The sequence below is a fragment of the Leucobacter sp. PH1c genome, from assembly GCF_000633415.1.
Taxonomy (GTDB): Bacteria; Actinomycetota; Actinomycetes; order Actinomycetales; family Microbacteriaceae; genus Leucobacter.
Window position 1 is genome coordinate 37,823 of record NZ_AYMV01000012.1, and the last position, 22,941, is coordinate 60,763.

At 70.9% G+C, this 22,941-nt stretch carries 19 protein-coding genes and 1 riboswitch; of the genes, 14 read left to right on the top strand and 5 right to left on the bottom strand.

The annotated features are described in order from the left end of the window. Positions 1–7 precede the first annotated feature (7 nt). The 6 genes from U874_RS0104425 (at position 8) to U874_RS0104450 (ending at position 5,884) form a co-directional block, all read left to right on the top strand. Positions 8–1,054 carry an LLM class flavin-dependent oxidoreductase gene (locus U874_RS0104425; protein ID WP_025133341.1) on the top strand — a complete coding sequence of 349 codons (1,047 nt, stop codon included), beginning with the start codon at positions 8–10 and terminating at the stop codon, positions 1,052–1,054. After that, positions 1,051–2,082, top strand: coding sequence for a GNAT family N-acetyltransferase (locus U874_RS14675; RefSeq protein ID WP_157834207.1), 1,032 nt, complete (start codon positions 1,051–1,053; stop codon positions 2,080–2,082). The genes U874_RS0104425 and U874_RS14675 overlap by 4 nt, the downstream gene beginning before the upstream one ends. Before the next feature lie 112 nt (positions 2,083–2,194). Next, positions 2,195–2,848, top strand: a complete 654-nt coding sequence (locus U874_RS0104435) for a histidine phosphatase family protein (protein WP_029987651.1) — start codon at positions 2,195–2,197, stop codon at positions 2,846–2,848. Then, positions 2,845–3,486, top strand: a complete 642-nt coding sequence (locus U874_RS0104440) for a TlpA disulfide reductase family protein (protein WP_025133344.1) — start codon at positions 2,845–2,847, stop codon at positions 3,484–3,486. Before U874_RS0104435 ends, U874_RS0104440 begins: the two co-directional genes overlap by 4 nt. 6 nt (positions 3,487–3,492) lie before the next feature. Then, complete coding sequence (locus U874_RS0104445) at positions 3,493–4,236, top strand: cytochrome c biogenesis CcdA family protein (RefSeq protein WP_025133345.1); 744 nt, start codon at positions 3,493–3,495, stop codon at positions 4,234–4,236. Next, complete coding sequence (locus U874_RS0104450; protein ID WP_025133346.1) at positions 4,220–5,884, top strand: cytochrome c biogenesis protein ResB; 1,665 nt, start codon at positions 4,220–4,222, stop codon at positions 5,882–5,884. Before U874_RS0104445 ends, U874_RS0104450 begins: the two co-directional genes overlap by 17 nt. Before the next feature lie 102 nt (positions 5,885–5,986). Here the strand turns inward: U874_RS0104450 and purU are convergent, their stop codons facing one another. After that, complete coding sequence (purU, locus tag U874_RS0104455; RefSeq protein ID WP_025133347.1) at positions 5,987–6,871, bottom strand: formyltetrahydrofolate deformylase; 885 nt, start codon at positions 6,869–6,871, stop codon at positions 5,987–5,989. A gap of 110 nt (positions 6,872–6,981) precedes the next feature. Then, a riboswitch (ZMP/ZTP riboswitch) is annotated at positions 6,982–7,067 on the top strand. A 48-nt stretch (positions 7,068–7,115) separates the two neighbouring features. Between purU and glyA the strand changes: the two genes are divergently transcribed. Both glyA and U874_RS0104465 read left to right on the top strand, forming a co-directional pair. Continuing rightward, positions 7,116–8,399, top strand: a complete 1,284-nt coding sequence (glyA, locus tag U874_RS0104460) for a serine hydroxymethyltransferase (RefSeq protein WP_025133348.1) — start codon at positions 7,116–7,118, stop codon at positions 8,397–8,399. A 5-nt stretch (positions 8,400–8,404) separates the two neighbouring features. Next, on the top strand, positions 8,405–9,304 hold the full coding sequence (locus U874_RS0104465; protein WP_025133349.1) for a bifunctional methylenetetrahydrofolate dehydrogenase/methenyltetrahydrofolate cyclohydrolase: 900 nt from the start codon (positions 8,405–8,407) through the stop codon (positions 9,302–9,304). Positions 9,305–9,386: 82 nt separating this feature from the next. Here the strand turns inward: U874_RS0104465 and U874_RS15490 are convergent, their stop codons facing one another. After that, a complete protein-coding gene (locus U874_RS15490) occupies positions 9,387–9,953 on the bottom strand; it encodes a hypothetical protein (RefSeq protein WP_157834208.1) in 567 nt (188 codons plus the stop codon). Between the two features lie 295 nt (positions 9,954–10,248). On the opposite strand from U874_RS15490, the gene U874_RS0104475 reads away from it, so the two are divergent. After that, the gene (locus tag U874_RS0104475) at positions 10,249–10,938 is read left to right on the top strand and encodes a VTT domain-containing protein (protein WP_025133351.1); all 690 of its coding nucleotides are present in this window, start codon (positions 10,249–10,251) and stop codon (positions 10,936–10,938) included. 13 nt (positions 10,939–10,951) lie between these two features. Here U874_RS0104475 and U874_RS0104480 read toward each other — a convergent pair whose 3' ends face one another. Next, positions 10,952–12,811: a glycerophosphodiester phosphodiesterase family protein gene (locus U874_RS0104480; protein ID WP_025133352.1), complete on the bottom strand. Its 1,860-nt coding sequence runs from the start codon at positions 12,809–12,811 to the stop codon at positions 10,952–10,954. A gap of 170 nt (positions 12,812–12,981) precedes the next feature. On the opposite strand from U874_RS0104480, the gene U874_RS15865 reads away from it, so the two are divergent. Both U874_RS15865 and U874_RS0104490 read left to right on the top strand, forming a co-directional pair. Further along, positions 12,982–14,985, top strand: a complete 2,004-nt coding sequence (locus U874_RS15865; protein ID WP_025133353.1) for a TPM domain-containing protein — start codon at positions 12,982–12,984, stop codon at positions 14,983–14,985. A gap of 100 nt (positions 14,986–15,085) precedes the next feature. Continuing rightward, positions 15,086–15,802, top strand: coding sequence for a PspA/IM30 family protein (locus U874_RS0104490; RefSeq protein ID WP_025133354.1), 717 nt, complete (start codon positions 15,086–15,088; stop codon positions 15,800–15,802). A 20-nt stretch (positions 15,803–15,822) separates the two neighbouring features. Here the strand turns inward: U874_RS0104490 and U874_RS0104495 are convergent, their stop codons facing one another. Both U874_RS0104495 and U874_RS0104500 read right to left on the bottom strand, forming a co-directional pair. Continuing rightward, complete coding sequence (locus tag U874_RS0104495; protein WP_025133355.1) at positions 15,823–16,749, bottom strand: oxygenase MpaB family protein; 927 nt, start codon at positions 16,747–16,749, stop codon at positions 15,823–15,825. 127 nt (positions 16,750–16,876) lie between these two features. Next, complete coding sequence (locus tag U874_RS0104500; protein ID WP_025133356.1) at positions 16,877–18,079, bottom strand: cation:proton antiporter; 1,203 nt, start codon at positions 18,077–18,079, stop codon at positions 16,877–16,879. A gap of 350 nt (positions 18,080–18,429) precedes the next feature. Between U874_RS0104500 and U874_RS14145 the strand changes: the two genes are divergently transcribed. The 3 genes from U874_RS14145 (at position 18,430) to ccsB (ending at position 22,874) form a co-directional block, all read left to right on the top strand. After that, positions 18,430–21,138, top strand: a complete 2,709-nt coding sequence (locus U874_RS14145) for a choice-of-anchor A family protein (RefSeq protein ID WP_081809893.1) — start codon at positions 18,430–18,432, stop codon at positions 21,136–21,138. 243 nt (positions 21,139–21,381) lie between these two features. Beyond that, positions 21,382–21,819 carry a pilus assembly protein N-terminal domain-containing protein gene (locus tag U874_RS0104515; RefSeq protein WP_025133358.1) on the top strand — a complete coding sequence of 146 codons (438 nt, stop codon included), beginning with the start codon at positions 21,382–21,384 and terminating at the stop codon, positions 21,817–21,819. 125 nt (positions 21,820–21,944) lie between these two features. Next, positions 21,945–22,874: a c-type cytochrome biogenesis protein CcsB gene (gene ccsB / locus U874_RS0104520; protein ID WP_051582796.1), complete on the top strand. Its 930-nt coding sequence runs from the start codon at positions 21,945–21,947 to the stop codon at positions 22,872–22,874. Positions 22,875–22,941: the final 67 nt, after the last annotated feature.

The window sequence follows — 22,941 nt, forward strand, 5'->3', positions numbered from 1 at the left end:
AGTCCCCATGTCCCTCACCCCCGCGCCGCGGCCGCTCACGAGCCTCGGCTTCATCCACCTCGTCCCCTTCGACCGCGACGATCCGGGCCGCGGCCTCCGCGAGGGGGTCGAGCTCTTCCGCTACGCCGAGGAGCTCGGCCTCGACAGTGGCTGGGTGCGCACCCGGCACCTGCAGTACGGACTCCCCTCGCCGGCCGTCTTCTTCGGCGCGGTCGCCGAGCGTACCGAGCGCATCCGGCTCGGCACCGCGGTGATCCCCGTGGGGCACGAGAACCCGTTCCGGCTCGCCGAGGATCTCGGCACGGCGGACGCCCTCTCGGGCGGGCGCGTGCTCGCCGGGCTGAGCGTCCACCCGCCGGGGGCCGAGGACGACGTGAACGACCTCGTGCACGACAGCGGCTGGCGCGAAGAGGACTACTCCTACGGACGGATCGAGCGGCTCCGCGGCTTCCTCGCGGGAGACCGGGTGCGCGAGGTTCCGCCGTACCGCGGGATCGGCGGCGACATCGATTCCGAGCGGGTGGAGCCCCACAGCCCCGGCCTCGCCGAGCGGCTCTGGTACGGCGGAGGCTCGCTCCGCTCGGCCGAGTGGGCGGGCCGAGCCGGGCTCAACTGGCTCGTCAGCAACATCAGCACGACCGACACGGGCGACACCGACTTCGGCCGGGTGCAGCGGGCGCAGATCGACGCGTTCCGGGCCGCGCACCCCGCGGGGGAGGGCGCGCGGGCGAGCGTCGCCCGCGTCATCGTGCCGACCGACGGCACGACGCCCGAGCAGCTCGCGAAGTATCGGGCCTACGCGGAGGCGCGCACCCCGCGCACCGAGCAGGTGCACGGCGGCAAGACGATCATCGCGCGCGACGTGCTCGGCTCGCGCGACGAGATCGTCGAGTTCATCCGCACCGACCCCGCCTTCCGCGCGGCGGACGACTACCTCTTCGAGCTCCCCTTCGAGTTCGAGCTCGCGGACTGGAAGCACATCCTGCACGAGCTGGCCACGAGCATCGGGCCGGCGCTCGGATGGCGCCCGGCCGGGTCGCGAGGCGCGGCGTGAGTGGGGAGAGCGGCCCGACCCCCGTCGCGGTGCGCCCCGCGCGGCCGGACGAATTCGCGGCGATCGACGCGCTCCTCGGCGCAGCCTACGCGCACGACTACGGCCCGGACGACTCCGCGGGCGATCCGTTCCGCGCCGCGGCGGTCCGGGCGGGCGCGTACGACGTCTGGGTGGCGGAGGGTCGCGACGGCTCGCTCCTCGGAAGCGTGACTACCCGGCGGCCCGGCGGCCCGCCGCTGCACGAGGACGTGGCGCCCGACGAGCTCGATCTCCGCCTGCTCGGCGTCGCGCCTGCCGCGCGCCGCCGCGGCGTGGGGGCCGCGCTGATGCGCGACATCGCGGCGCGCGCGGCCGGAACGGGCTTCCATGCGGTCGTGCTGAAGACCGGGCCGGAGATGCGCGGCGCCCATCGGCTGTACGACGCGCTCGGCTACGAGCGGCGGCCCGAGCGGGACGGCCTGTGGATCGCGGGCGAGCAGCGGCTCGACCTCTTCACCTACGCGCTGCCACTCGCCTCGCTTGCCGAGGCGCCGCTCACCGATGCGGCGGCCGCGCGCGGCGTGCTCGGCAGCTTCCCCACTGGGGTCGTCGCGCTCGCCGCAGCTGACGGGGACGGCGCGCCGCCCGCCGCCCTCACGATCCAGTCCTTCGTCTCGCTGTCCGTGAGCCCGCCCCGCGTGCTCCTCACCGTGGGCACGGGCTCGACGAGCTGGCCCCGGATCGCGGCGACGGGCTCCTTCGCGGCGACCGTGCTCGGCGAGGGGCAGGGCCCGCTCGCCCGGCGGCTCGCCCGCCCCGGTGCGCCGAACAAGCTGGGCGGGATCCCCACGGTGCGCAGCCCGCGCCGCGGGCACCCCGTGATCGCCGGCGGCTCCTCCTGGTTCGAGTGCGCGATCCGTGAGGAGTTCGACGGGGGCGACCACCGGATCGTCGTCGCCGACGTCGAGGCGTCCGGGTTGCTGGGCGGCGCCGATCGGCCGCTGCTCTTCGCGCGCTCCCGGTTCGGCGGCTTTGCACCGGCTTCGTAGCGCATCCGGAGCCCGCGCCCGCTCGCCACGGCACGGCGCTCCCGAGCCGTGATCCCGGGGCGATACCCCCTGGGGGTGGACCCCCGGGATTCCCAGGTGAGCCGAACGTAGAATGGTGGGCGTGAGCGACAAACTGCTGCATCTGGTGCGCCATGGCGAGGTCCACAACCCCGATCTGGTGCTGTACGGCCGCATCCCCGGCTTCCGGCTGTCCGAGCGCGGGCACCGCATGGCGGAGGCCGCCGCGCTCGAACTCGCGGGAAGCGACCGGGCGATCGCGAAGCTCTTCGCTTCGCCCCTCGAACGCGCGCAGCAGTCCGCGCGCCCCATCGCGAGCGCGTTCGGCCTCGAGATCGTCACCGAGGAGGGGATCATCGAGCCGACGAACTTCTTCGAGGGCAAGGTGAACTCCGGCCCGGACGCAGCGTTCAAGCAGCCGCGCTACTGGCACAAGTTCTGGAACCCGTTCCGGCCGAGCTGGGGTGAGCCCTACCGCGAGGTGGCCGCCCGCGTGCGTCAGGCGATGGACGACGCCTGGGATCGCACCCGCGGCGGTGACATCGTGATGGTGTCGCACCAGTCGCCGATCTGGATGGCGCACCTCGACATCGCGGGGAAGCCGCTGTTCCACAACCCGGCCTCGCGGCGCTGCGAGCTGTCGAGCATCACGAGTTTCGAGAAGCGCGGCGAGCGCTGGTTCGAGGTCGACTACCGCACCCCGGCCGCGGGGCTGCTCGACGATGCCGTGGATGTGGGGGCCGTATGAACCGCCGGAAGATCGGGGCGGCTGCCGCCCTCGTGCTGAGCGCCGCGCTCGTGCTCACGGGCTGCAGCGGCGGCGGCGGCAGCGACCTCGCCAAGCAGTGGCAGGAGAACAGCGACAAGGGCTACGTGTCGGGCGATGGCACCTCCGCGAGCTTCGCGCCGAGCGAGCGCACCGATCCGGTCGAGTTTTCCGGCGAGGTCGAGAACGGTGACACCTTCAGCTCTGAGGACATCCGCGGCCAGGTCACCGTCGTGAACTTCTGGTACGCGGGCTGCCCGCCGTGCCGCGCCGAGGCGCCCGATCTCGTCGCCGCCTACGACGAGTTCGCGCCGAAGGGCGTCGCGTTCATCGGCGTGAACACCCGCGACCAGTCCGCGCAGGCGCAGCAGTTCGCCGAGGAGTTCGGCGTCGAGTACCCCTCGATCATGGACATGCCGGGCGGCCGCTCGGTGCAGCGCGCGTTCGCGGGGCAGGTGCCCCTGAACGCCGTGCCGACGACCCTCGTGCTCGACGCCGAGGGGCGCGTGGCGCATCGCGTGCTCGGGCAGCTCGCGGGGGAGTCGCAGCTGCGCACCCTCATCGAGGAGACCCTCGCCGAGACGGGCGACGGCGCCGGCGCCTCCGCGGACAAGCAGTAATCGCTCGTGGGCATCTTCGAGATCGTGGCCGACGGGCAGTTGCTCGTCGCCTCGCTGATCGCGATCGCCGCGGGCCTCGTGTCGTTCCTCTCGCCCTGCATCCTCCCGCTCGTGCCCGGCTACCTCGCGTACGCCAGCGCGAGCGCGGGGGCCGCGCCGGGTGAGACCCCGAGCCGGCGCCGCCTCGTGCTGGGCGCCGCGCTCTTCGTCGCGGGCTTCACCGCGGTGCTCGTGACCTTCCTCGCGGCCGCGGGGAGCGTGGGCATCTGGCTCATCGAGTGGGAGCCGATCATCACGCGGGTGATGGGCGTCTTCGTGATCCTCATGGGGCTCGTCTTCATGGGCGTGTTCTCGCGCGCGCAGAACACGCGGAAGCTGAAGCTCAAGCCGAAGCTCGGCCTCGCGGGCGCCCCCGTGCTGGGCGCCGTCTTCGCGGTCGGCTGGACGCCGTGCATGGGCCCCACCCTCACCGTGATCATGGGGCTCAGCCTGCAGCAGGGCTCGATCGGGCGGTCTGTGGTCCTCGCGCTCATGTACTGCCTGGGTCTTGGCCTGCCGTTCGTGCTCGCCGCGTTCGGCTTCGGCTGGATGACCCAGACGATGACGTTTTTCAAGCGGCACATCCGTGCCGTGAATCTGATCGGCGGCGGATTGCTGATCCTCATCGGTCTCCTGATGGTGACCGGGCTCTGGAGCAAGATGATGTTTGCACTGCAGGCGGTGATTGACGGGTATGTCACGCCCCTCTGATTACGACGACGGCACCGGCGCGGGCGGATCGCTCCGCGCAGAATCCCCCGAGCTCGGGATCACGGGCTGGGGCCGCTGGTTCTGGCGCCAGCTCACGAGCATGCGCGTGGCCCTGATCCTCCTCCTTCTGCTCGCGGTGGGGGCGATCCCCGGCTCGCTCGTGCCGCAGCGCTCGGCCGACCCGAACGGCGTGCTCCAGTACGAGCAGGACCACCCCACGCTCTTCAAGATCCTCGACGCCTTCCCGATCCAGGCGTTCGACGTGTACAGCTCCGTGTGGTTCTCCGCGATCTACCTGCTGCTGTTCATCTCCCTGATCGGCTGCGTGCTGCCCCGCATCGCGCACCACTGGAAGGCCTGGCGCGGCACGCCGCCGAAGACCCCGGCGCGCCTGCAGCGCATGGCGGGCTTCTCCGAGGTGCGCGTCTCGAACCCCGCCGCGACGAGCGAGGAGCGCGCCGACTTCGGCGCGCGCGCCGTCGAGGCCGCGGCCGGTCTCCTGAAGAAGCAGGGCTACCGGGTCGAGACGCAGGAGGCGACGCGACGCGGCGTCACCGAGGTCTCCGTCTCCGCGGAGCGCGGCTACCTGCGCGAGACGGGCAACCTGCTCTTCCACGTCGCGATGCTCGGCGTGCTCATCAGCGTCGGCATCGGCGCGGCGCTCACCTTCAACGGGCAGAAGGTGCTCATCGAGGGCGAGACGATGGTCAACCAGCTCATCGACTACGACACCGTCAACTCGGGCCGCGCGTTCGACACCGCGAGCCTCGAGCCCTTCAGCCTGCGCCTGAACTCGCTCGACGTGAGCTACATGTCGCCCGAGGACGGGAACATCGACGCGCTCGGCCAGGTGAAGGACTACCTCGCCGACATGACGCTCATCAGTCCGGACGGCTCGACCGAGGAATCGCACACGATCCGGGTGAACCACCCGCTCCGCGTGCACGGTTCGCCGATCTACCTGATCGCGAACGGCTACGCGCCGCTCATCACGATCAAGAACGCCGAGGGCGAGGTCGTGTACCGCGAGTCGATGCCCTTCATCCCGCAGGACACGAACATGACCTCGCTCGGCGTCGTCAAGGTGCCCTTCGGCATCACCACCGATGACGGCGAGCAGACGCAGCTCGGCCTCCGCGGCTTCTTCTACCCGACGCAGGCGGAGCTCGACACGGGCGCCTTCACCTCGAACTACCCTGACCTGGAGAACCCCGTGCTCACGCTCGATGTGTTCACGGGCGACCTGGGGATCGACAGCGGAATCCCGCAGTCGGTCTACGTGCTCGACACCGAGAAGATGACGCAGCTCACGGGCCGCGCCGTCGACGCCGACTCGCTCACCCTCACGCCGGGCGACACGGTCGACCTGCCCAACGGTCTCGGCACGATCACCTTCGAGTCGGCGCCGCGCTACGCCGCGTTCGACGTGATGCAGAACCCGGCCCAGGTCTGGATCCTCGTCTTCGCGCTCGCCGGCCTGGGCGGCCTCATGTGGTCGCTCTTCGTGCCGCGCCGCCGCATGTGGGTGAAGGCGGTGCAGGAGCCGGACGGCGTCGTGCTGCAGTACGCGGGCCTCGCCCGCGGCGATGATCCCGCGCTGGATCGCGCCGTCGAGGAGCTCCGCGAGCGGCACCGCGAGCTGCTCTAGCTCGCGCCGCACACAGCACTGCCCCGGGACGTCTCGTCCCGGGGCAGTGCTGTTTCCTGGGGCCCCGCGGCCCCAGCCGAGCCGCGGGCCGCGGCCTGCGGCCTAGCGGAAAATGATCGTGCGGTCGCCGTCGGCGAGGATGCGGTTCTCCGCGAACCAGCCCACGGCGCGGCGCAGCACGCGCGCCTCCTCGTCCTGGCCGAGCTGCACGAGCTCGCGCGGCGAGTACGAGTGGTCGACGCGCACGACGTCCTGCTCGATGATCGGGCCCTCGTCGAGGTCGGTCGTCACGAAGTGCGCGGTGGCCCCGATCAGCTTCACGCCGCGCTGGTGCGCCTGCTTGTAGGGGTTCGCGCCCTTGAAGCCGGGGAGGAACGAGTGGTGGATGTTGATCGCGCGCCCCGCGAGCGCCTCGCAGAGCCCGGGGGAGAGGATCTGCATGTAGCGCGCCAGGACGACGAGCTCGATGTTGTGCTCCTCGACGGCCTCCAGCACGCGGGCCTCGAACGCGTCGCGGTCCGCGGGCGAGGCGATCGCGCGGTGCTCGAAGGGCACGTCGTAGAACTCGGCGATGTCGCGCACGGTCTCGTGGTTCGAGAGGATGAGCGGCACCTCGATCGGCAGCTGGCCGCCGCGGCGGCGGTACAGCAGATCGTTCACGCAGTGCGTGGCGGTGGACGCCAGGATCAGCGTGCGCACCGGGCGGCCGACCCGATCCAGGCGCCAGGTCATGTGGTAGCGCTCGGTGACGGGTGCGAGCGCGCTCGCGAAGCGATCCTCGAAGGTGTCGGGCTGTGCGACCGCCTCGACCTGGAGCCGCATGAAGAAGCGCCCCGTGTCCGCCGACGCGAACTGCTGGCTCTCCGCGATGTTGCCGCCGGCCGCCACGATCGCGCCGCTGATCGCGTGCACGATTCCCGGTCCGTCAATGCAGGAGAGGGTGAGCACCCACTGGGTGTCGAGCGTGTCAGCAGCGATCGTGTTCATCCGGCCAATTCTAGCCAGTCTTCCTGCGCCGCCCGCGCCCCGTGGCCGGAGGCTGGCCGTTCCGTAACCAACGGGAACTTCGCGGCTCGGCGATGGGCGCGCTGATATGCTGAGTGCGTCGTGACTGGCGTACAGATGGTCCACCATCGGGGAACGACACCTCTTCACGGAATGGCCGCTCGCCTGGGTCTTGATTCCGACACCGATTCCGCGTGCGCGGAGCGAATACCCTGAGGAGCGCACTATGTCCACCCAGTCAGCCTTCTTCAACGAGCCGCTCGAGGTCGTCGACCCCGAGATCGCCGAGGTCCTGAAGAACGAGCTCGGCCGCCAGCGCGGCACCCTTGAGATGATCGCCAGCGAGAACTTCGTTCCGCGCGCGGTGCTCGAGGCGCAGGGCTCTGTCCTCACCAACAAGTACGCCGAGGGCTACCCCGGCCGCCGCTACTACGGCGGCTGCGAGTTCGTCGACGTCGCAGAGGACCTCGCCCGCGACCGCGCGAAGAGCCTGTTCGGCGCGCAGTACGCGAACGTGCAGCCCCACTCGGGCGCCTCCGCGAACGCGGCCGTGCTCTCCGCCATCGCCGAGCCGGGCGACACGATCCTCGGCCTCGAGCTCGCGCACGGCGGCCACCTCACCCACGGCATGAAGCTCAACTTCTCGGGCAAGCTGTACAACGTCGCCTCGTACGGCGTCGACCCCGAGACCTTCCTCATCGACATGGACGTGGTGCGCGCCAAGGCCCTCGAGGTGAAGCCCAAGGTCATCATCGCGGGCTGGTCGGCGTACCCCCGCACGCTCGACTTCGCCGCGTTCCGCGCGATCGCCGACGAGGTGGGCGCGACCCTCTGGGTCGACATGGCGCACTTCGCCGGCCTCGTCGCCGCGGGCCTGTACCCGAACCCGGTGCCGCACGCGCACGTCGTCTCCTCGACCGTGCACAAGACCATCGGCGGCCCCCGCTCGGGCTTCATCCTCACGAACGACCTGGATCTCTACAAGAAGATCAACTCGAACGTGTTCCCCGGCCACCAGGGCGGCCCCCTCATGCACGTGATCGCGGCGAAGGCGACGGCCTTCAAGCTCGCGGCCACCGAGGAGTTCGCCGACCGCCAGGTGCGCACCCTCTCCGGCGCGAAGCTCCTCGCCTCGGCCCTCACCACCGAGGCGTCGAAGGCCGCGGGCGTCGACGTACTCACGGGCGGCACCGACGTGCACCTCGTGCTCGCGGATCTGCGCAACTCGAAGCTCGACGGCCAGCAGGCCGAGGACGCCCTCCACGAGGTCGGGATCACGGTCAACCGCAACTCGGTGCCGTTCGACCCCCGCCCGCCGATGGTCACGAGCGGCCTCCGCATCGGCACCCCCGCGCTCGCGACCCGCGGCTTCGGCGACGCTGAGTTCGCCGAGGTCTCCGACATCATCGCCCTCACGCTGCAGCAGGCGGGCGATCTCGAGGCGCTGAAGGCCCGCGTCACCGCGCTGGCTGAGGCCTTCCCGCTGTACCCCGGCCTCGAGGAGTGGTGAGCCCGGTGGCTGAGTCCACCGGCGCTCAGCGCCTCGACGGCACCGCCGCGGCCGCCGCGATCAAGCTCGAGCTCACCGAGCGGGTCGCGGCGCTCGCCGCGCGCGGCGTGGTGCCCGGTCTCGCGACCGTGCTCGTCGGCTCGGATCCCGGATCCCAGTGGTACGTCGCGGGTAAGCACCGCGACTGCGCAGAGGTCGGCATCGCGTCGATCAAGCGTGAGCTGCCCGAATCCGTCACGCAGGACGAGCTCGAGGCGGTGCTCGCCGAGCTGAACGCAGACCCCGCGTGCACGGGCTACATCGTGCAGCTGCCGCTGCCGAAGCACATCGACACGGATCGCATTCTCGAGTGCATCGATCCGGCGAAGGACGCGGACGGGCTCCACCCGACGAACCTCGGTCGGCTCGTGCTGAACGCCAACACCGAGATCACCTCCCCGCTGCCGTGCACCCCGCGCGGCGTCATCGAGCTCGTCGAGCGGAACGGCCTCTCGTGGGCCGGGAAGCACGTCGTGGTCGTGGGCCGCGGCGTGACCGTCGGCCGCCCGATCGGCCCGCTCCTCACGCGGCGCGAGTTCAACGCGACCGTGACGCTCACCCACACCGGCACCGCCGACCTGGGGGCCGAGCTGCGCCGCGCCGACGTGATCGTCGCGGCCGCGGGCGTCGAGGGCATCGTGCGTCCCGAGGACGTGAAGCCGGGTGCGATCGTGCTCGACGTGGGCGTCTCGCGGAAGACGGATCCGGAGACCGGCAAGAGCCGCGTCGTGGGCGATGTGGACCCCGCGGTGGCCGAGGTCGCCGGCTGGGTGTCGCCGAACCCCGGCGGTGTGGGTCCGATGACCCGCGCGCTGCTGCTGAAGAACGTGGTCGAGATGGCGGAGCGCGCGGCGGATCTCGCGTAGACCCCGCCCCTGCGGTTCCCGGAGCGCCCGGGCCGAGCTCCTGAGGAGCCGGCCCGGGCGCTTCGCGTTGTGGGAGTGATCCCTATTGTGTGGATTGCGCCTCAAGATGCGGGTTGAGGGACAGCAACGTGCTTACTGCTGACTCCGCATAGTCAGACTTCCCGGTCTCGATGATGGTGATCCAGACGTCGCCCAAGAAGAGCTGTTGGATCGTTGTCCGTCCAGCCATTCGATAGTTCTCCGGGTCTTCGAGACTCAGCTCAAACTTGAGTGCCGGTCCGGCGGTCGACTCGACGTAGTCGGAGTCCCTGAGGCCAACGATCAGCGGTGTTTGGCTGTCGTTTGGAAGAAGTGCGGTGTACTGAGTGAGCTGATTGCCCGCGAGGTACAGCGGCCACTGGCACCCCTGAACGGCATCGACATCCCGCATTGCAGCCTGGGCAAGTGGGCCGGACAACCGGTTGAACGTTGTGAGGTCTGTTGGGCCCGTGTGTTCTGAGATATCGATGTCGATCGAGCTGTAGAAGTCGACGCTTTCCTGTGCTGCCAATGGATTTGCATCTGCACAGGAGGGGATTTGAGATGCCGGCGGCTCGTCTGGGGTCGCTGATTCCGGCGTTGCTTCCGCCTGCCACTCCTTCGTGTCCACGGATTCCTGAGGAGGCTCCTCGGGGGCTGGAGGGGAGCCGCAAGCGGTGAGGGCCAGAAGTGTCAGCGCAGACGTCACAAGGGGGACAACAAAAGAACGGGTCACCCATTCAGTATGGCTATGTGCTGGCTTTGTTTCCATGTGGTGGTTCATAGGTCAGTATCGCTGTGAGGTCTTGCGAGCTCTCTGCGCCCCACCGCCAGCCGCTCCCCAGCGGGGGCGGGCATAATGTTCTCGGTTGCGCGTCGCGCACCGGCGCACACCCGCACCCGAAACGAGAGCAGAGCCGACACCCGTGACCTCGACCCTAGCCGCACTGACCGCGACGACCGTTCCGGCACTCCTCGGGATCGATTGGCTCGACCCCGAGACCCTCCTGAAGGCGGGCGGCTGGGCGGCGCTGATCCTCGCGTGCGCCTTCGTGTTCCTCGAGACCGGCGTGCTCGTGCTCGCCTTCCTCCCGGGCGACTCGCTGCTCTTCACGGTGGGCCTGTTCTCCGCGACCGGCATCATCGACGTGCCGATCTGGATCACCTGCATCTTCCTGTTCCTCTTCGCCTTCGCGGGGGACCAGATGGGCTTCATGATCGGCAGGAAGCTCGGGCCCGCGATCTTCAGCCGGGAGAAGAGCCGCCTCTTCAACCCCGAGAACGTCGCGCGCACCCACGAGTTCTTCGAGAAGCACGGGCCGAAGGCGATCATCATCGCCCGCTTCCTCCCCATCTTCCGCGCGTTCGTCCCCGCCGCCGCCGGCGTGGGCAACATGCGCTACCGCCAGTTCGTCGTCTACAACGCGGTCGGCGCGCTCCTCTGGGGCGTCGGGGTCACGCTGCTCGGTTACTTCCTCGGCCAGATCCCCTTCGTGCGCGAGTACAGCGAGGTGTTCATCATCGTGCTCGTACTGATCCCGGGGATCCCGATCCTGATCGAGGCGTACAAGGCGTTTGCCTCCTGGCGCGCGAAGCGCCGCGCAGCCCAGGACTGAATCCCCTGCGCGGTCAGTTGATCGTCACGACGCGAGTGAGCGCGTCGACCAGCACGTCTGAGATCCCGCTCTCCTGCTGCATCTCGTCCCGCGCCGCGAGCACCTCGTCGGGGTGATCGGTGATGATGCCGTCGGTGCTGCGGCGCAGGTGCTCGCGCATGCCCGGGGTGTCGTTCACGGTCCACACCATGAAGCCGAGCCCCGCGTCGTGCGCGGCGCGCTGCATGCCCTCGGTCGCGCTCCACTCCTCGACGACGATGAAGTCCGCAACCGTGTCGGGGAGGCCGCCGCCCGCGAACGCCATCGTGTATCCGACGGTGAGGTCGGGGCGCAGCCGCTTCAGCCGGTCGACGCTCGCGGCGTCGAGCGAGTGGTAGATGTTCGCGTCGAGCGCGTCGAGCCCCTCGAGCTCGGTGATGAGCCGGTCGACGTGGTCCGGGGTGTCCGCGCCACCCAGCTTGATCTCGATGAGGAGCGGCATGTCCAGCTCCTGCGCCCGGGTCACGTAGTCGGCGAGGCTCGGGATCCGATCCGCGTGCCCCAGCCGGTCGCGCACCGTGCGCGAGGTGAGCTCGGCGAGCGTGAGGTCGCGCACCGCGACGTCCTCGCCCGCGAGGCGCCCGAGCTGCGCGTCGTGCATCACAACGAACTCGCCGTCCGCCGTCTGCATCACGTCCATCTCGACGAGATCGGCGCCGGCCGCCGCTGCGGCCTCCAGCCCGCCGATCGTGTTCTCGACGCCGCCGTCGGAGAATCCGCGGTGGGCGAGCACGAGCGTCTCGGGGGCGGCGGCGAGCCGGTGCAGGGTGTCCCAGCCCGCCCAGCTGAGGCCCCCGGCGACGAGCACGGCCGCCGCCGCGACCGCGCCTGCGGTGCGCCGGCGGTTCCGAAGCTCGGATGCGCCGGGGAGCGGCGCTGTGCCGGGCAGCGGCGCCGTGCCTGGCGCGGGCAGCAGGCGCAGCCGCGCGGGCTGGGCCGCTGCGATCCGGCGCACGCGGGTGAGGAGCACCGCAGCGACGGCGGCCGTGACGAAGCCGGTGAGCAGCATGCCGAGCAGCTGCGCCGTACCGAGGGAGACCGCTGCGACGCCGGGCGCCGCGTCGGGGGCGAGCGCGTCGGCGAGCGCGGTCGGCACGACCGCGGTGATGAGCAGCCCGATGCCGAGCGCGCCCGCGAGCGCCATGATCGCGGCGATCGCGATCGCGAAGGGGAGCCAGGCCCGCGGCCCCCGGGTGAGCCGCCAGCTGGTGCGCAGCGGGCGGCGCTCATCGGTCAGCACGAAGAGCGGGATCGTGAGTGCGAGCCGCACGTTCACCCACGCGAGCAGCAGGAGCACGACGGTGAAGACCGCCTCGCTCGTCGCCGACTTCGCGAGCTCGCCGGAGATGAACGAGGGGATCGCGATCCCGCGCGTGAGCGCCGAGGTGAAGCCGAACCCGGTGAGGGGGACGAGCAGGAACAGGTACGCCACGAGCGGGATCGCGGACGGCCGTACGAGTCGTCGCGCCACGCGCCCGAGCGCGCCGAGGAACTGACGCGCGCCCAGCTCGGGCCAGCGGAGCAGGACGACGAGCGCCGTGAACTGCAGCGCGAGCGCCCAGAACGCGAGCGCGATGATTGCGGCGAGCAGGGTCATCGTGATCGGGAGCCCCGGCCCGCTCGGGAGCCGGCCGAGGTCGAGCCCGGTCATGCCGTTCGCGCGCAGGGCCTCGCGGAACACCCAACCGATCAGCGGGAGCGCGATGAGGAGCAGCACGAGCTGGGTGGCGAGGATGAGCCCGACGAGGCGTGCGCCGCCCCGCCGGAGACTCCGCGCGGCGTGGGCGAGCAGCACGCCGGACTCCGCCCAGATCCCCGGTGCTCTGCGTGACATGTCGCCTCCCGAACTCGCGGGGCCGCGGCATCTCCGCCCGTGGTTCGGGAGCCCCGGATCCAGCGTAGGCCCGCCGCGTCATTTGCCTCTGGCGGCGCACGGGACGCGCTCATAGACTGAGCACATCTGAGACGCGGGCGTCCGGGATGACCGTGACGGGGGGAGCGGGTATGAAGCGGTGGGCAGCTCGGTTCGGAGCCGCGCTGGCGGCGGGGATGCTCCTCATGGCGCCCGCGGCCGCGGGGGCGACCGAGCCGCCCGCATTCTCCGGCGCCTACGTGCTCGATGAGACCGAGGCGGGGGTGCTCGGCTCGGAGCGCGCTGCACTCGAGGCCGAGGTGCGCGACTTCGCCGCCGAGCACGGCGTGCAGCTCTTCGTGGTCTACGTGGATCGCTTCACCTCCCCGGAGGATCCGCTCGATTGGGGCGCCGCCACCGCCGAGAAGAACTTCCTCGGCGACGACGGGGTGCTCCTCAGCGTCGCCGTTCAGGATCGCCTCTTCGATCTGAACGCGCCGCAGGCGCTCATCTCGGATGCGCAGTACACCGCGCTTACCGACGACTACGTGCGCCCGGCGCTGAAGCGCGGCGACTGGGCCGGGGTGGTGGGCGAGACCCTGCGCGGGATCGAGCGCACCGTTCTTGACCCCGGGACGAACGGAACCGGGATCGCGGTGGCCGTCGTGGGCGGCGTCGTCGTGCTCGGCGGAGGGGCCGCCGCGATCGTGCTGGCGCGGAAGCGGCGGCGCGCGGGGGCTGAGGGGGCCTCGCCCGAGGAGCTCCCGCTCAGCGAGCTGGAGGCCCGCGCGAGCGCGCTGCTCGTGCGGGTGGACGACGACGTGCGGAGCAGCGAGCAGGAGCTTGGCTTCGCGCAGGCGCAGTTCGGTGAGGACGCCGCCGCGCCCTTCGCCGCCGCGATCGCCGAGGCGCGCGCGCAGCTCCACGCCGCGTTCCTGCTGCGGCAGCAGCTCGACGACGCGGAGCCGGACACGCCTGAGCAGCAGCGGGCCTGGCTCACCGAGATCATCGCGCGCTGCGAGGGCGCGAAGGCGTCCCTCGAAGCGCACACCGAGTCGTTCTCGCGGCTGCGCGAGGTCGAGCAGCGGGCGCCGGAGGCGCTCGCGCAGCTCCGGCTCGCGCTGCCCGGGGTGGAGCAACGTCTCCTCGCCGGGCGAGGGGTCGCCGCGGAGCTCGACGGCGTGTACGCCGCGTCCATCACGGCACCGATCGCGGCGAACCTCGCGGAGGCGGAGCAGCGCCTCGGCCTCGTCGCCGAGTGCCTCGTCGCGGCGGACGCAGAGCTCGCCGCGGGCCAGACGGGCGCCGCAGCGGTAAGCATCCGCGCCGGCGAGGCCGCGCTCGAGCAGGCCGGCGCCCTCGCGGACTCCCCGAGCACGGTGCGGGCGGAGCTCGCGGAGAGCGCGCAGCAGCTCGGGGCGGCGCACGATGATCTGCGCGCGGATCTGCAGCTCGCCGCCGCACTCGCTGCCGGTGCCGGGGCCGAGGACCGCGCGGCGCTCGAAGCGGCCGTCGCCGAGGTGAGCGCGGTACTGGCCGCCGACACCGCGGGCGATCCCGTTCGCGCGCTCTCGGCCGCCGCCGCAGCGAACGTGCGCATCGACGCGGCGATCGGCACCGCGCGCGAATCGGCCGAGCGGCTGCGCCGCGCGGAGGCCGCGCGCGACGAGGCGCTCATTCCCGCTCGCGCGGAGGTGCTCGCAGCCGAGCAGTTCATCGAGACCCGGCGCGGTGCGATCGGCCCCGAGGCCCGCACACGCCTGTCCGAGGCGAAGCGGCAGCTGCAGATCGCCGAGGAGCTCGCGCAGACGGACCCGCTGCGTTCGGCCCAGAGCGCGCAGCAGGCCAGCCAGTACGCACGGGCCGCCTCCCGTCTCGCGAGCGCCGATGTCTCGGGGTGGGGCGATGGCCCCGGATCGCCCGGAACGGGGGGCGGCAGCTTCGGCGGGGCCGTGCTGGGCGGCATCCTCGGCGGGCTGCTGAGCGGCTCCGGCGGCTCCAGCGGATCGCGCAGCTCCGGGGGCTGGAGCGGCTCGAACGGCGGTTTCACCGGGGGGTGGAACGGCGGCGGCTCGATCGGGGGATCCGGGGGCGGCTTCGGCGGTTCCCGAGGATCCGGCGGCGGCGGCCGGCGCGGTGGCGGCGGGCGGTTCTGACGGCGCCCCGGGCGCGCGTCTCGACACGGGCCGGAACGCACCGGCTCACGAGCAGACTTCCCCGAGCTGGTTCGGTGGAACAACAGGAAAGGAAGCCGACATGGCAAAGCAGTCCATCCTTGGCCGTATCGCACAGCTCGCCAAGGCCAACATCAACGCGCTCCTCGACGCCGCGGAGGATCCCGAGAAGATGCTCAACCAGATGGAGCGCGACTACAAGAACAGCATCGCCGATGCCGAGAGCTCGGTCGCGCAGACCATCGGCAACCTGCGTCTGATGGAGGCGGACCTCGAGGAGGATCGCCAGGCGATCACCGAGTGGGGGAGCAAGGCCGCGGCTGCCTCGGCGCAGGCGGAGACCCTCCGCGCGGGCGGCGACGCCGCGGGCGCGGACCGCTTCGACACGCTCGCGCGAGTGGCGCTCTCCAAGCAGATCTCCTTCGAGAAGGAGGTCGCCGCGGCCGAGCCGAGCGTCGCCGCGCAGCAGCAGGTGGTCGAGCAACTCAAGACGGGCCTGCAGACGATGCGCGAGAAGCTCGTGCAGCTCCAGGCGAAGCGCGACGAGCTCGTCTCCCGTGGCAAGGTGGCGCAGGCACAGGCGCAGGTGCAGGACGCCGTCAAGAACCTCGACGTGCTCGATCCCACGAGCGAGCTCGGCCGCTTCGAGGAGAAGGTGAAGCGCCAGGAGGCCATGGTGCGCGGGCAGGCCGAGCTCGCCGCCTCGACGCTCGATGCCCAGTTCAACGAGCTTGACGACCTGGGCGCGCAGAGCGAGGTCGATCAGCGGCTCCAGGCGCTCAAGCAGCGCGGGCAGTAGCGCCGTGACGCGGCGGGCGGTTAGCGCCGCCCGCCGCGCGCCTTGCGGTACGGGTGCGTCTGCACGCGCGCGACGACCTCGGAGATGAGATCCTCCGAGCTGCGGCCCGCCCGCGCCGAGGCGATGAGGCGGCGGGTCACTCGAGCTGCGGCCCGGAGATTCATCGGTCGCCCCTCGATGCCGAAGAGCAGCAGCGCCCAGTCGGGGAGGAGCGACAGGATCCCGTCCTGGATGTTCACGGCCGCCCATACCTTGACCGGGTTGCCGCTGAGCGTGGGCTTGCGCATCGCTCGCGTGTTCTCCGCAGCCGGCAGGGTGAGCGCCATCCAATCCTTGTTGTCATCGATGTAGCGATCGAGCTCCTCGCGGCTCCCCGGGAGGAGCTCTTCGCCCTCGATCCCGACGATGCGCGCCGCCTCGTGCTGCTCGACGACGAAGCGATCCTGCTCGGCCACCGTGAGCGTCGGGCCGAACGCATCGGCCGCGCGCAGCACCCCGTAGACGATGCAGTTGTGGGTCCACGCGAGCCACTCCTGCGTGTCGGCCCGCAGCTCCTGCCCCGTGTGCGGGTCGGTCCAGACGCTCGCCGCGTGCAGGCGCTGCACGGCGGCCCCCGCGGCGTCGGCGTGGTCGCGATCGCCGAACACGGTCGTGTCGATGTACCGGCCCGTGCGCTCGCCGCGCCCCTCGATGTCGGTGGAGTACCCGCTCGTGCCCTCGAAGAGCCGCATCATCTGCGGGTTCAGCGACTGGAGCAGGATCGCGGCCACGCCGCCGAGCTGGGAAGAGGGGTCCGAGAAGAGGCGCCAGCTGATGCTGTCCGGCCCGAAGTACCCGGCGTCGCCGCCCGTTTCGGTGCTCGTTGCCGCTCCCGGCTGCCCCGTGCCGCCGACGTGCACGGGGCAGCCGGGGGCGGGGTGATCGGTGCGCTGCTCGGACGTGCTCATGTAGATTCCCCCGATCCGCTCCCGGTGCCTCGATGCGCCCGGGAAAAAGTGTGGATGATGTCCAAGAATAGCGCAGCGGTGCTCGCGGGAGGCCGGTCGCCCCGGGGCGGTCCGCGCGGCCGAGACCCTAGCGCTCGTCGAGGATCGCGGGCCGAGGCTCCTGGGTCGGGGCGCGCCGCCCCACCAGGGCGAGCATGGGGAAGAGGAGCACGGTGAGCATCGCGGCGCCCACCATCGCGGCGGCGAGCGGTGCGCCGATCACGCCGTGCTCCACGCCGATCCCGCTCACCGCGATGACGAGCGGCAGCGTCGTCGCGGTGCAGAGCGCGGCGGTGCGCCGGTCGCTCGCGGAGGTGCCGCGTCCTGCCGCGAACCAGCCGGGCACTCCGCGGACGACGAGCATGGTGAGCGCGAACACGGGCACGAGAGCGAGCGCTGCGGGATCGCTGAGGAGCGCTGCGAGCGGGAACGTGACGCCCGTGGAGATGAAGAAGACGGGTACGAGGAATCCGAAGGCGACGGAGTCGAGCTTCGCCTCGATCACCCGGAGCTCCTCGGGATCGCCGCCCTGCAGTACGGCGCGGGCGAGCATGCCCGCGGTGAACGCGCCGAGCAGGAAGTCGACGCCGAGCGCGAGGGCGAGCGTGACGAGCGCTGCCAGGATCAAGAGAACGAAGCGCACCGCGAACTGGCCGCTCGTGTGCAGGGTGAGTGTCACCATGCGTCGGAGCCAGTCGTGCGGGCCGCGCTGGGCGAGCCAGAACGCGAGCGCGGCGACGAGGGCGAAGCCGACGAGTACGAGCGTGCCGGCGATCGGCTGGCGGCCGCTCAGGAACACCGACACCGCGATCAGGGGAGCGAACTCGCCGATCGCGCCGGCCCGAACAATCGCATTCCCGAGCGGCGTGCGTGCGAGCCCGGCGTCGCGCAAGATCGGCATGAGTGTGCCGAGCGCCGTCCCGGTGAGGGCGACCGCGATGAGCGCGGCGGCCTCGGGGCTCGGCCCGAGGAGGAACCCCGCGCCCAGTGCGAGCACGGCGGAGAGGGACCACCAGGCCACGCCGCGGCGGCCGGGAGCGCCGCGGAACGTGCTCGGTTCGATCTCGTTGCCCGCCATGAAGAAGAGCGCGGCGAGGCCGATCTGCGTGAGCGCGTCGAGGATCGGGGAGTCCGTGATCCAGCCGAGCCCGGACGGTCCGAGCAGCATGCCGAGACCGATCTCGAAGACGACGAGCGGGATCACGAGCACGCGCCCGACGAGCGCGGCGAGGAGCGGGGCGATCACCGCGGCGAGGGGGATCACGAGCGTCGACAGATCTGCACTGGTCACGTCGGTGGGTCCTCTCTGCGGGGCGCGGTCACCCGCGCCCCATGCTAGCGAGTCGGCGCCCTCTCGGCTGTATCGCTCGTTCGAGCGAGGCGCCAGCGCCATTCCGCGTTCGGGCGGGTGAATACCGGGGTGAATTGTCGGCTAAAGATCTACGGGTGTAGCAGGAAACACTTAGGGTGGTTTTAGTTCGCAAGATGAACTAAATGTGTCGGGGGTGCACGCAGGGGGAATCTGGCCGTCGGGGGACGGCCGTACACCGGTGCCCAAGGGCTGTATTTGGCGTGCCGTTTTCAGGCTTGTCGTGACGTCCGGCGCAGTTTCTATCCACCGAAACTGATGAGGACACCACTTTGTCAATTCGCAAGACACTGGCGGCTGCGCTCGGCGCGCTCGTCGTGGCCAGCGGGATCACCCTCCCGGCCACGACGGCGCAGGCCACGACCCAGCCCACGACGCCCCGCGCTGCGGCGGCAGTATGCATGCCCACGAGTGGTGTGGGCGCGGTCTCCCCGGCGACGCCGCACAAGCCGCTTCCCGTCGACGACGGCATTTCCGTCTACGTCGGCGGCAACTTCACCCGCAAGGCCGGTGCCGAGCTCGAGGGCCGCCTCGCAGTTCGCGGCAACGCCGACTTCGGATCGGGGCTCTACAACCTCGGCACCGTCGGGGCCGGATCGGGCCTGATCCCCACGGTGGGCAGCGACATCGTGACCGTGGGCGGCAACGTGACCATCACGGGGCCCAAGCTCGACATCAAGTCGACCACGGCCGCGGGCGCGGTGGCTCCCGGGAACCTGGTCGCGGGCGGCACCATCGTCGACCCGAAGTTCATCGAGGAGCAGCACCCCGAGTCGAAGGTCATCTCGGGCGTCGGTGCCCGAAAGGCGCTCGGCGACGCGGTGAGTGGCTGGGCGGACAACGACTTCGCGTGGCTGAAGGAGCTCGCGCAGCGCAACGCGCAGGGCACTCCCGGCGTCGCGACGATCGAGTCCTGGGGCACGCTGACGCTCAGCGGCACCGCGGGCAAGACGCGCCACCATTTCACCATCCCCGCGTCGCAGCTTGTCGCGGGGAAGTCGCTCGCGCTGAACCTCGAGAACATCGCCGAGACGGACATCGTCGTGGTCGAGGTCACGGGCGGCCCGAGCGCGACGCTCCCGCTGAACACCGTGATGGTGAACAACGCTCCGCTCGACACCGGTTCGAAGTCGTTCGGCCAGCGCGCGAGCCGGATGCTCTGGACCTTCCCGGACGCGAGCAACGTCAACATCGAGGGCACCGCGCAGGTCCCCGGCTCGGTGATCGTTCCCTCGGCGGGATCGAAGACCCGCGTCGCGGTGGCCGGCACGAACGGCCGCTACTGGGTTGCGGGCGATCTGACGCAGGACTACGGCGGCAGCGAGTTCCACAACTTCCCCTTCATCGGTGACCCCGACATCACCTGCGAGCCGCCGGCGGCGCCCGAGGTGAAGGTCGCCCCGGTCGCCCCGACCGTGACGCAGGCCGTGTGCGATGCCGCAACGGGCCGAGTGACCGCGCCCCTCCTCGCGCTCGCCGAGACCGCGGGCATCTCGTACCGCATCGTCGGTGAGGTTGCCGCGGGCAAGACCGTGAAGGTTGTCGCGACTGCCACCGGGAAGGCAGCGCTCGAAGCCGCTTCGGGGTGGACCCTGGCTGAGGATGGCACGGCGTCGATGCAGGTCGTCCTGGAGGACGTGCCGTGTGAGAAGCCGCTGACTCCGGTTGCTCCGGTTGCGCCCGTGGTGACGCAGGCCGTGTGCGACGTGGAGACCGGTGAGACGTCGGCTCCGCTCGTGACCGTTGCGGAGACCGAGGGTGTGAGCTACGAGGTGATCGGTGAGGTTGCCGCGGGCAAGACCGTGACGGTCGTGGCGACTGCTGCCGAGGGTGCGAAGCTGACCGCGGCCGAGGGGTGGACCCTGGCTGAGGATGGTACGGCGTCGTTCGTAGTGAAGCTTGCTGAGGTCGAGTGTGAGAAGCCGCTGACTCCGGTTGCCCCGGTTGCGCCCGTGGTGACGCAGGCCGTGTGCGATGTGGATTCGGGCATCGCGTCTGATCCGAGCATCGAGCTCGCCACCACCGAGGGCGTGGAGTATCGCGTCAACGGTGCGGTGCGCGCTGGGAACACGGTCACGATCGTCGCGACCCCTGCGGCCGGCGTGAAGCTGACCGCGGCTGAGGGCTGGACCCTGGCCGAGGACGGCACGGCGTCGATGCAGGTCGTCCTTGAGGACGTGCCGTGCGAGACCCCGCTCGTCGCCGTTGCTCCGATCGCTCCCGCGGTCACGCAGGCCGTGTGCGACATCGCAACCGGTGAGACCTCGGCTCCGCTCGTGACCGTTGCGGAGACCGAGGGCGTGAGCTACGAGGTGATCGGTGAGGTTGCCGCGGGCAAGACCGTGACGGTCGTGGCGACTCCCGCCGCGGGGATGACGCTTGCCGAGGCGGAGGGCTGGGAGCTCAACGCCAACGGCACCGCGTCGTTCGTGGTGACGCTCGCCGAGATCGAGTGCGAGCAGCCGGTCGCGCCGGTGGCTCCCGTCGCTCCCGTGGTGACGCAGGCGGTGTGCGACGTGGAGACCGGCAGCCTCACGGCTCCGCTCGTGACCGTTGCGGAGACCGAGGGTGTGAGCCACGAGGTGATCGGTGAGGTTGCCGCGGGCAAGACCGTGACGGTCGTGGCGACTCCCGCCGCGGGGATGACGCTTGCCGAGGCGGAGGGCTGGGAGCTCAACGCCAACGGCACCGCGTCGTTCGTGGTGACGCTCGCCGAGATCGAGTGCCTCCCGGTCGGTCCCGGACCCGAGCCGAAGCCCGAGCCGGAGCCCAAGCCGGAGCCGAAGCCGGAGCCCGAGCCCAAGCCCGAGCCGAAGCCCGAGCAGTCCCAGCCGGGACAGCCCCAGCCTGAGCAGCCTGCGGGCGGGCTCGCGGTGACCGGTGGCGTCGAGCAGGCGCCGCTCTGGGCCGCCGGCCTTACGCTCCTGATCGTCGGCGGCCTGCTGGTCGCGCGCCGACGCCAGGGTACGAACCAGGGCTAATCGCGGCCCTGGCGGCAGCTCCTGCCCGCGGTGACCGGCCGGTCCTCCTCCCCCGGCCGGCCGGTCCCGCGCGGCGCTCCCCAGGAGCGGCTGCGGCCCGCGCGCGAGCATGCGTGCGGGCCCGCGGGACGGGGTGCGGATCCGGATGGGATCCGCACCCCGTTTCGTGCGTCCGCACTCTGCGTCGCGCGTGCGCACCACTTTCTGCGTGCGCCGCCGAGCGGAGGGTGCGAGACTGGGGGCATGCGAACGCTGACACGGATCTCGACCGCGGTCGCGGCTGCGGCCCTCCTCGCGGGACTCACGGGTTGCGCAATGGCGCAGAGCGGCCGGGCCGACGAGGGCGCGGCGCGCACGAGTGAGCAGGCGGGGCAGATCGGCGGCGATATCGTAGCGCCCATCACGCTGCCGGTCGCAGAGCTCGATGGCGCGAAGGTGGAGCTCGTGGTCGGTCAGGTGCTGAACATCGATGTGCCGGTCGAGGCGGTCGCGAGTTACCGCGGCGCAGTGTCTGATCCGAGCGTCGCCGCCTTCACCGCCGGGTACCGCGATGACAGCGCCGTGTTCAATCCCGGCGTCACGGCGAAGGAAGCCGGAACGACGCGCGTGACCCTCACGAACGAGCAGAGCGGCAGCTCCCCGATCCAGATCGACATCGTTGTCTCGCCCGAGTCCAGCTGAGCGGTTCCCGCGATAGCACGCAGATCTGATGTAGGTTCCCAGCCATCTCGCGGCGGGCGGCGGTACGCTGGCAAATTGTGCTGAGCGAGCTGGAAACCTTCTCAACGATCGCCCTGTATTCGGCGATGATCGTGTACGCGATCGCGTTCGTCTTCTACGCGGTCGACCTTGCCAACCGAAGCGGCGACGCCTCGGCGAGCGCCCGTCAGAACGCGCCGTCGGTCGCGCAAAGCGCAGGCGGCGTCGCCACGCTCCAGCGCACCGCGGCCCCCGCGAAGGACGCCGAGAAGCCGCGGCGCTCGCGCGCCCTGCGGATCGGCTTCTCGCTGACCGTGCTCGGCTTCCTGCTGCACCTCGGGGCGACCGTGCTCCGAGGGATCGGCGCGGAGCGCGTGCCGTGGGCCAACATGTACGAGTTCGCGCTCACCGCGACCTGCGCGATCATGCTCATCTTCCTGCTCGTGCAGTTCTTCGTCGACCTGCGCTTCCTGGGCACGCTCGTCACGGGCATGGCGGTCCTGTTCCTCGGCATCACGAAGGTCAACTTCTACGTGTCGATCGTTCCGCTGCAGCCCGCGCTCGACTCGTACTGGCTCGTGATCCACATCCTCGTGGCCGTGCTCGCCGTCGCGTTCCTCACGCTCTCCTTTGGGCTCTCGGTGCTGCAGCTGCTGCAGACTCGCCGCGACGCGAAGATCGCCGCGGGGGAGCAGCCCGGCATGAACTTCCTCACGAGCATCCCCGGCGCGGTGCGCCTCGAGGATCTCTCGTACCGCCTCGCGATCATCGGCTTCGTGTTCTGGACCTTCACCCTGATCGCCGGGTCGATCTGGGCTGAGGCTGCGTGGAGCCGTTACTGGGGCTGGGACACCAAGGAGGTCTGGACCTTCGTGATCTGGGTGCTCTACGCCGGCTTCATCCACGCGCGCGCCACCCGCGGCTGGCGCGGCACCCGCTCGGCCTGGCTGTCGATCATCGCCTACGCCGCGGTCATCTTCAACTTCGCGATCGTCAACGTGTTCTTTAAGGGCCTGCACGCGTACTCCGGCCTCTAAGCCGGAACCGCGCGTCGCGAGCCCTGGCTCGCACCCCACGTACGCACACGGGCGGCGGGCGGACACT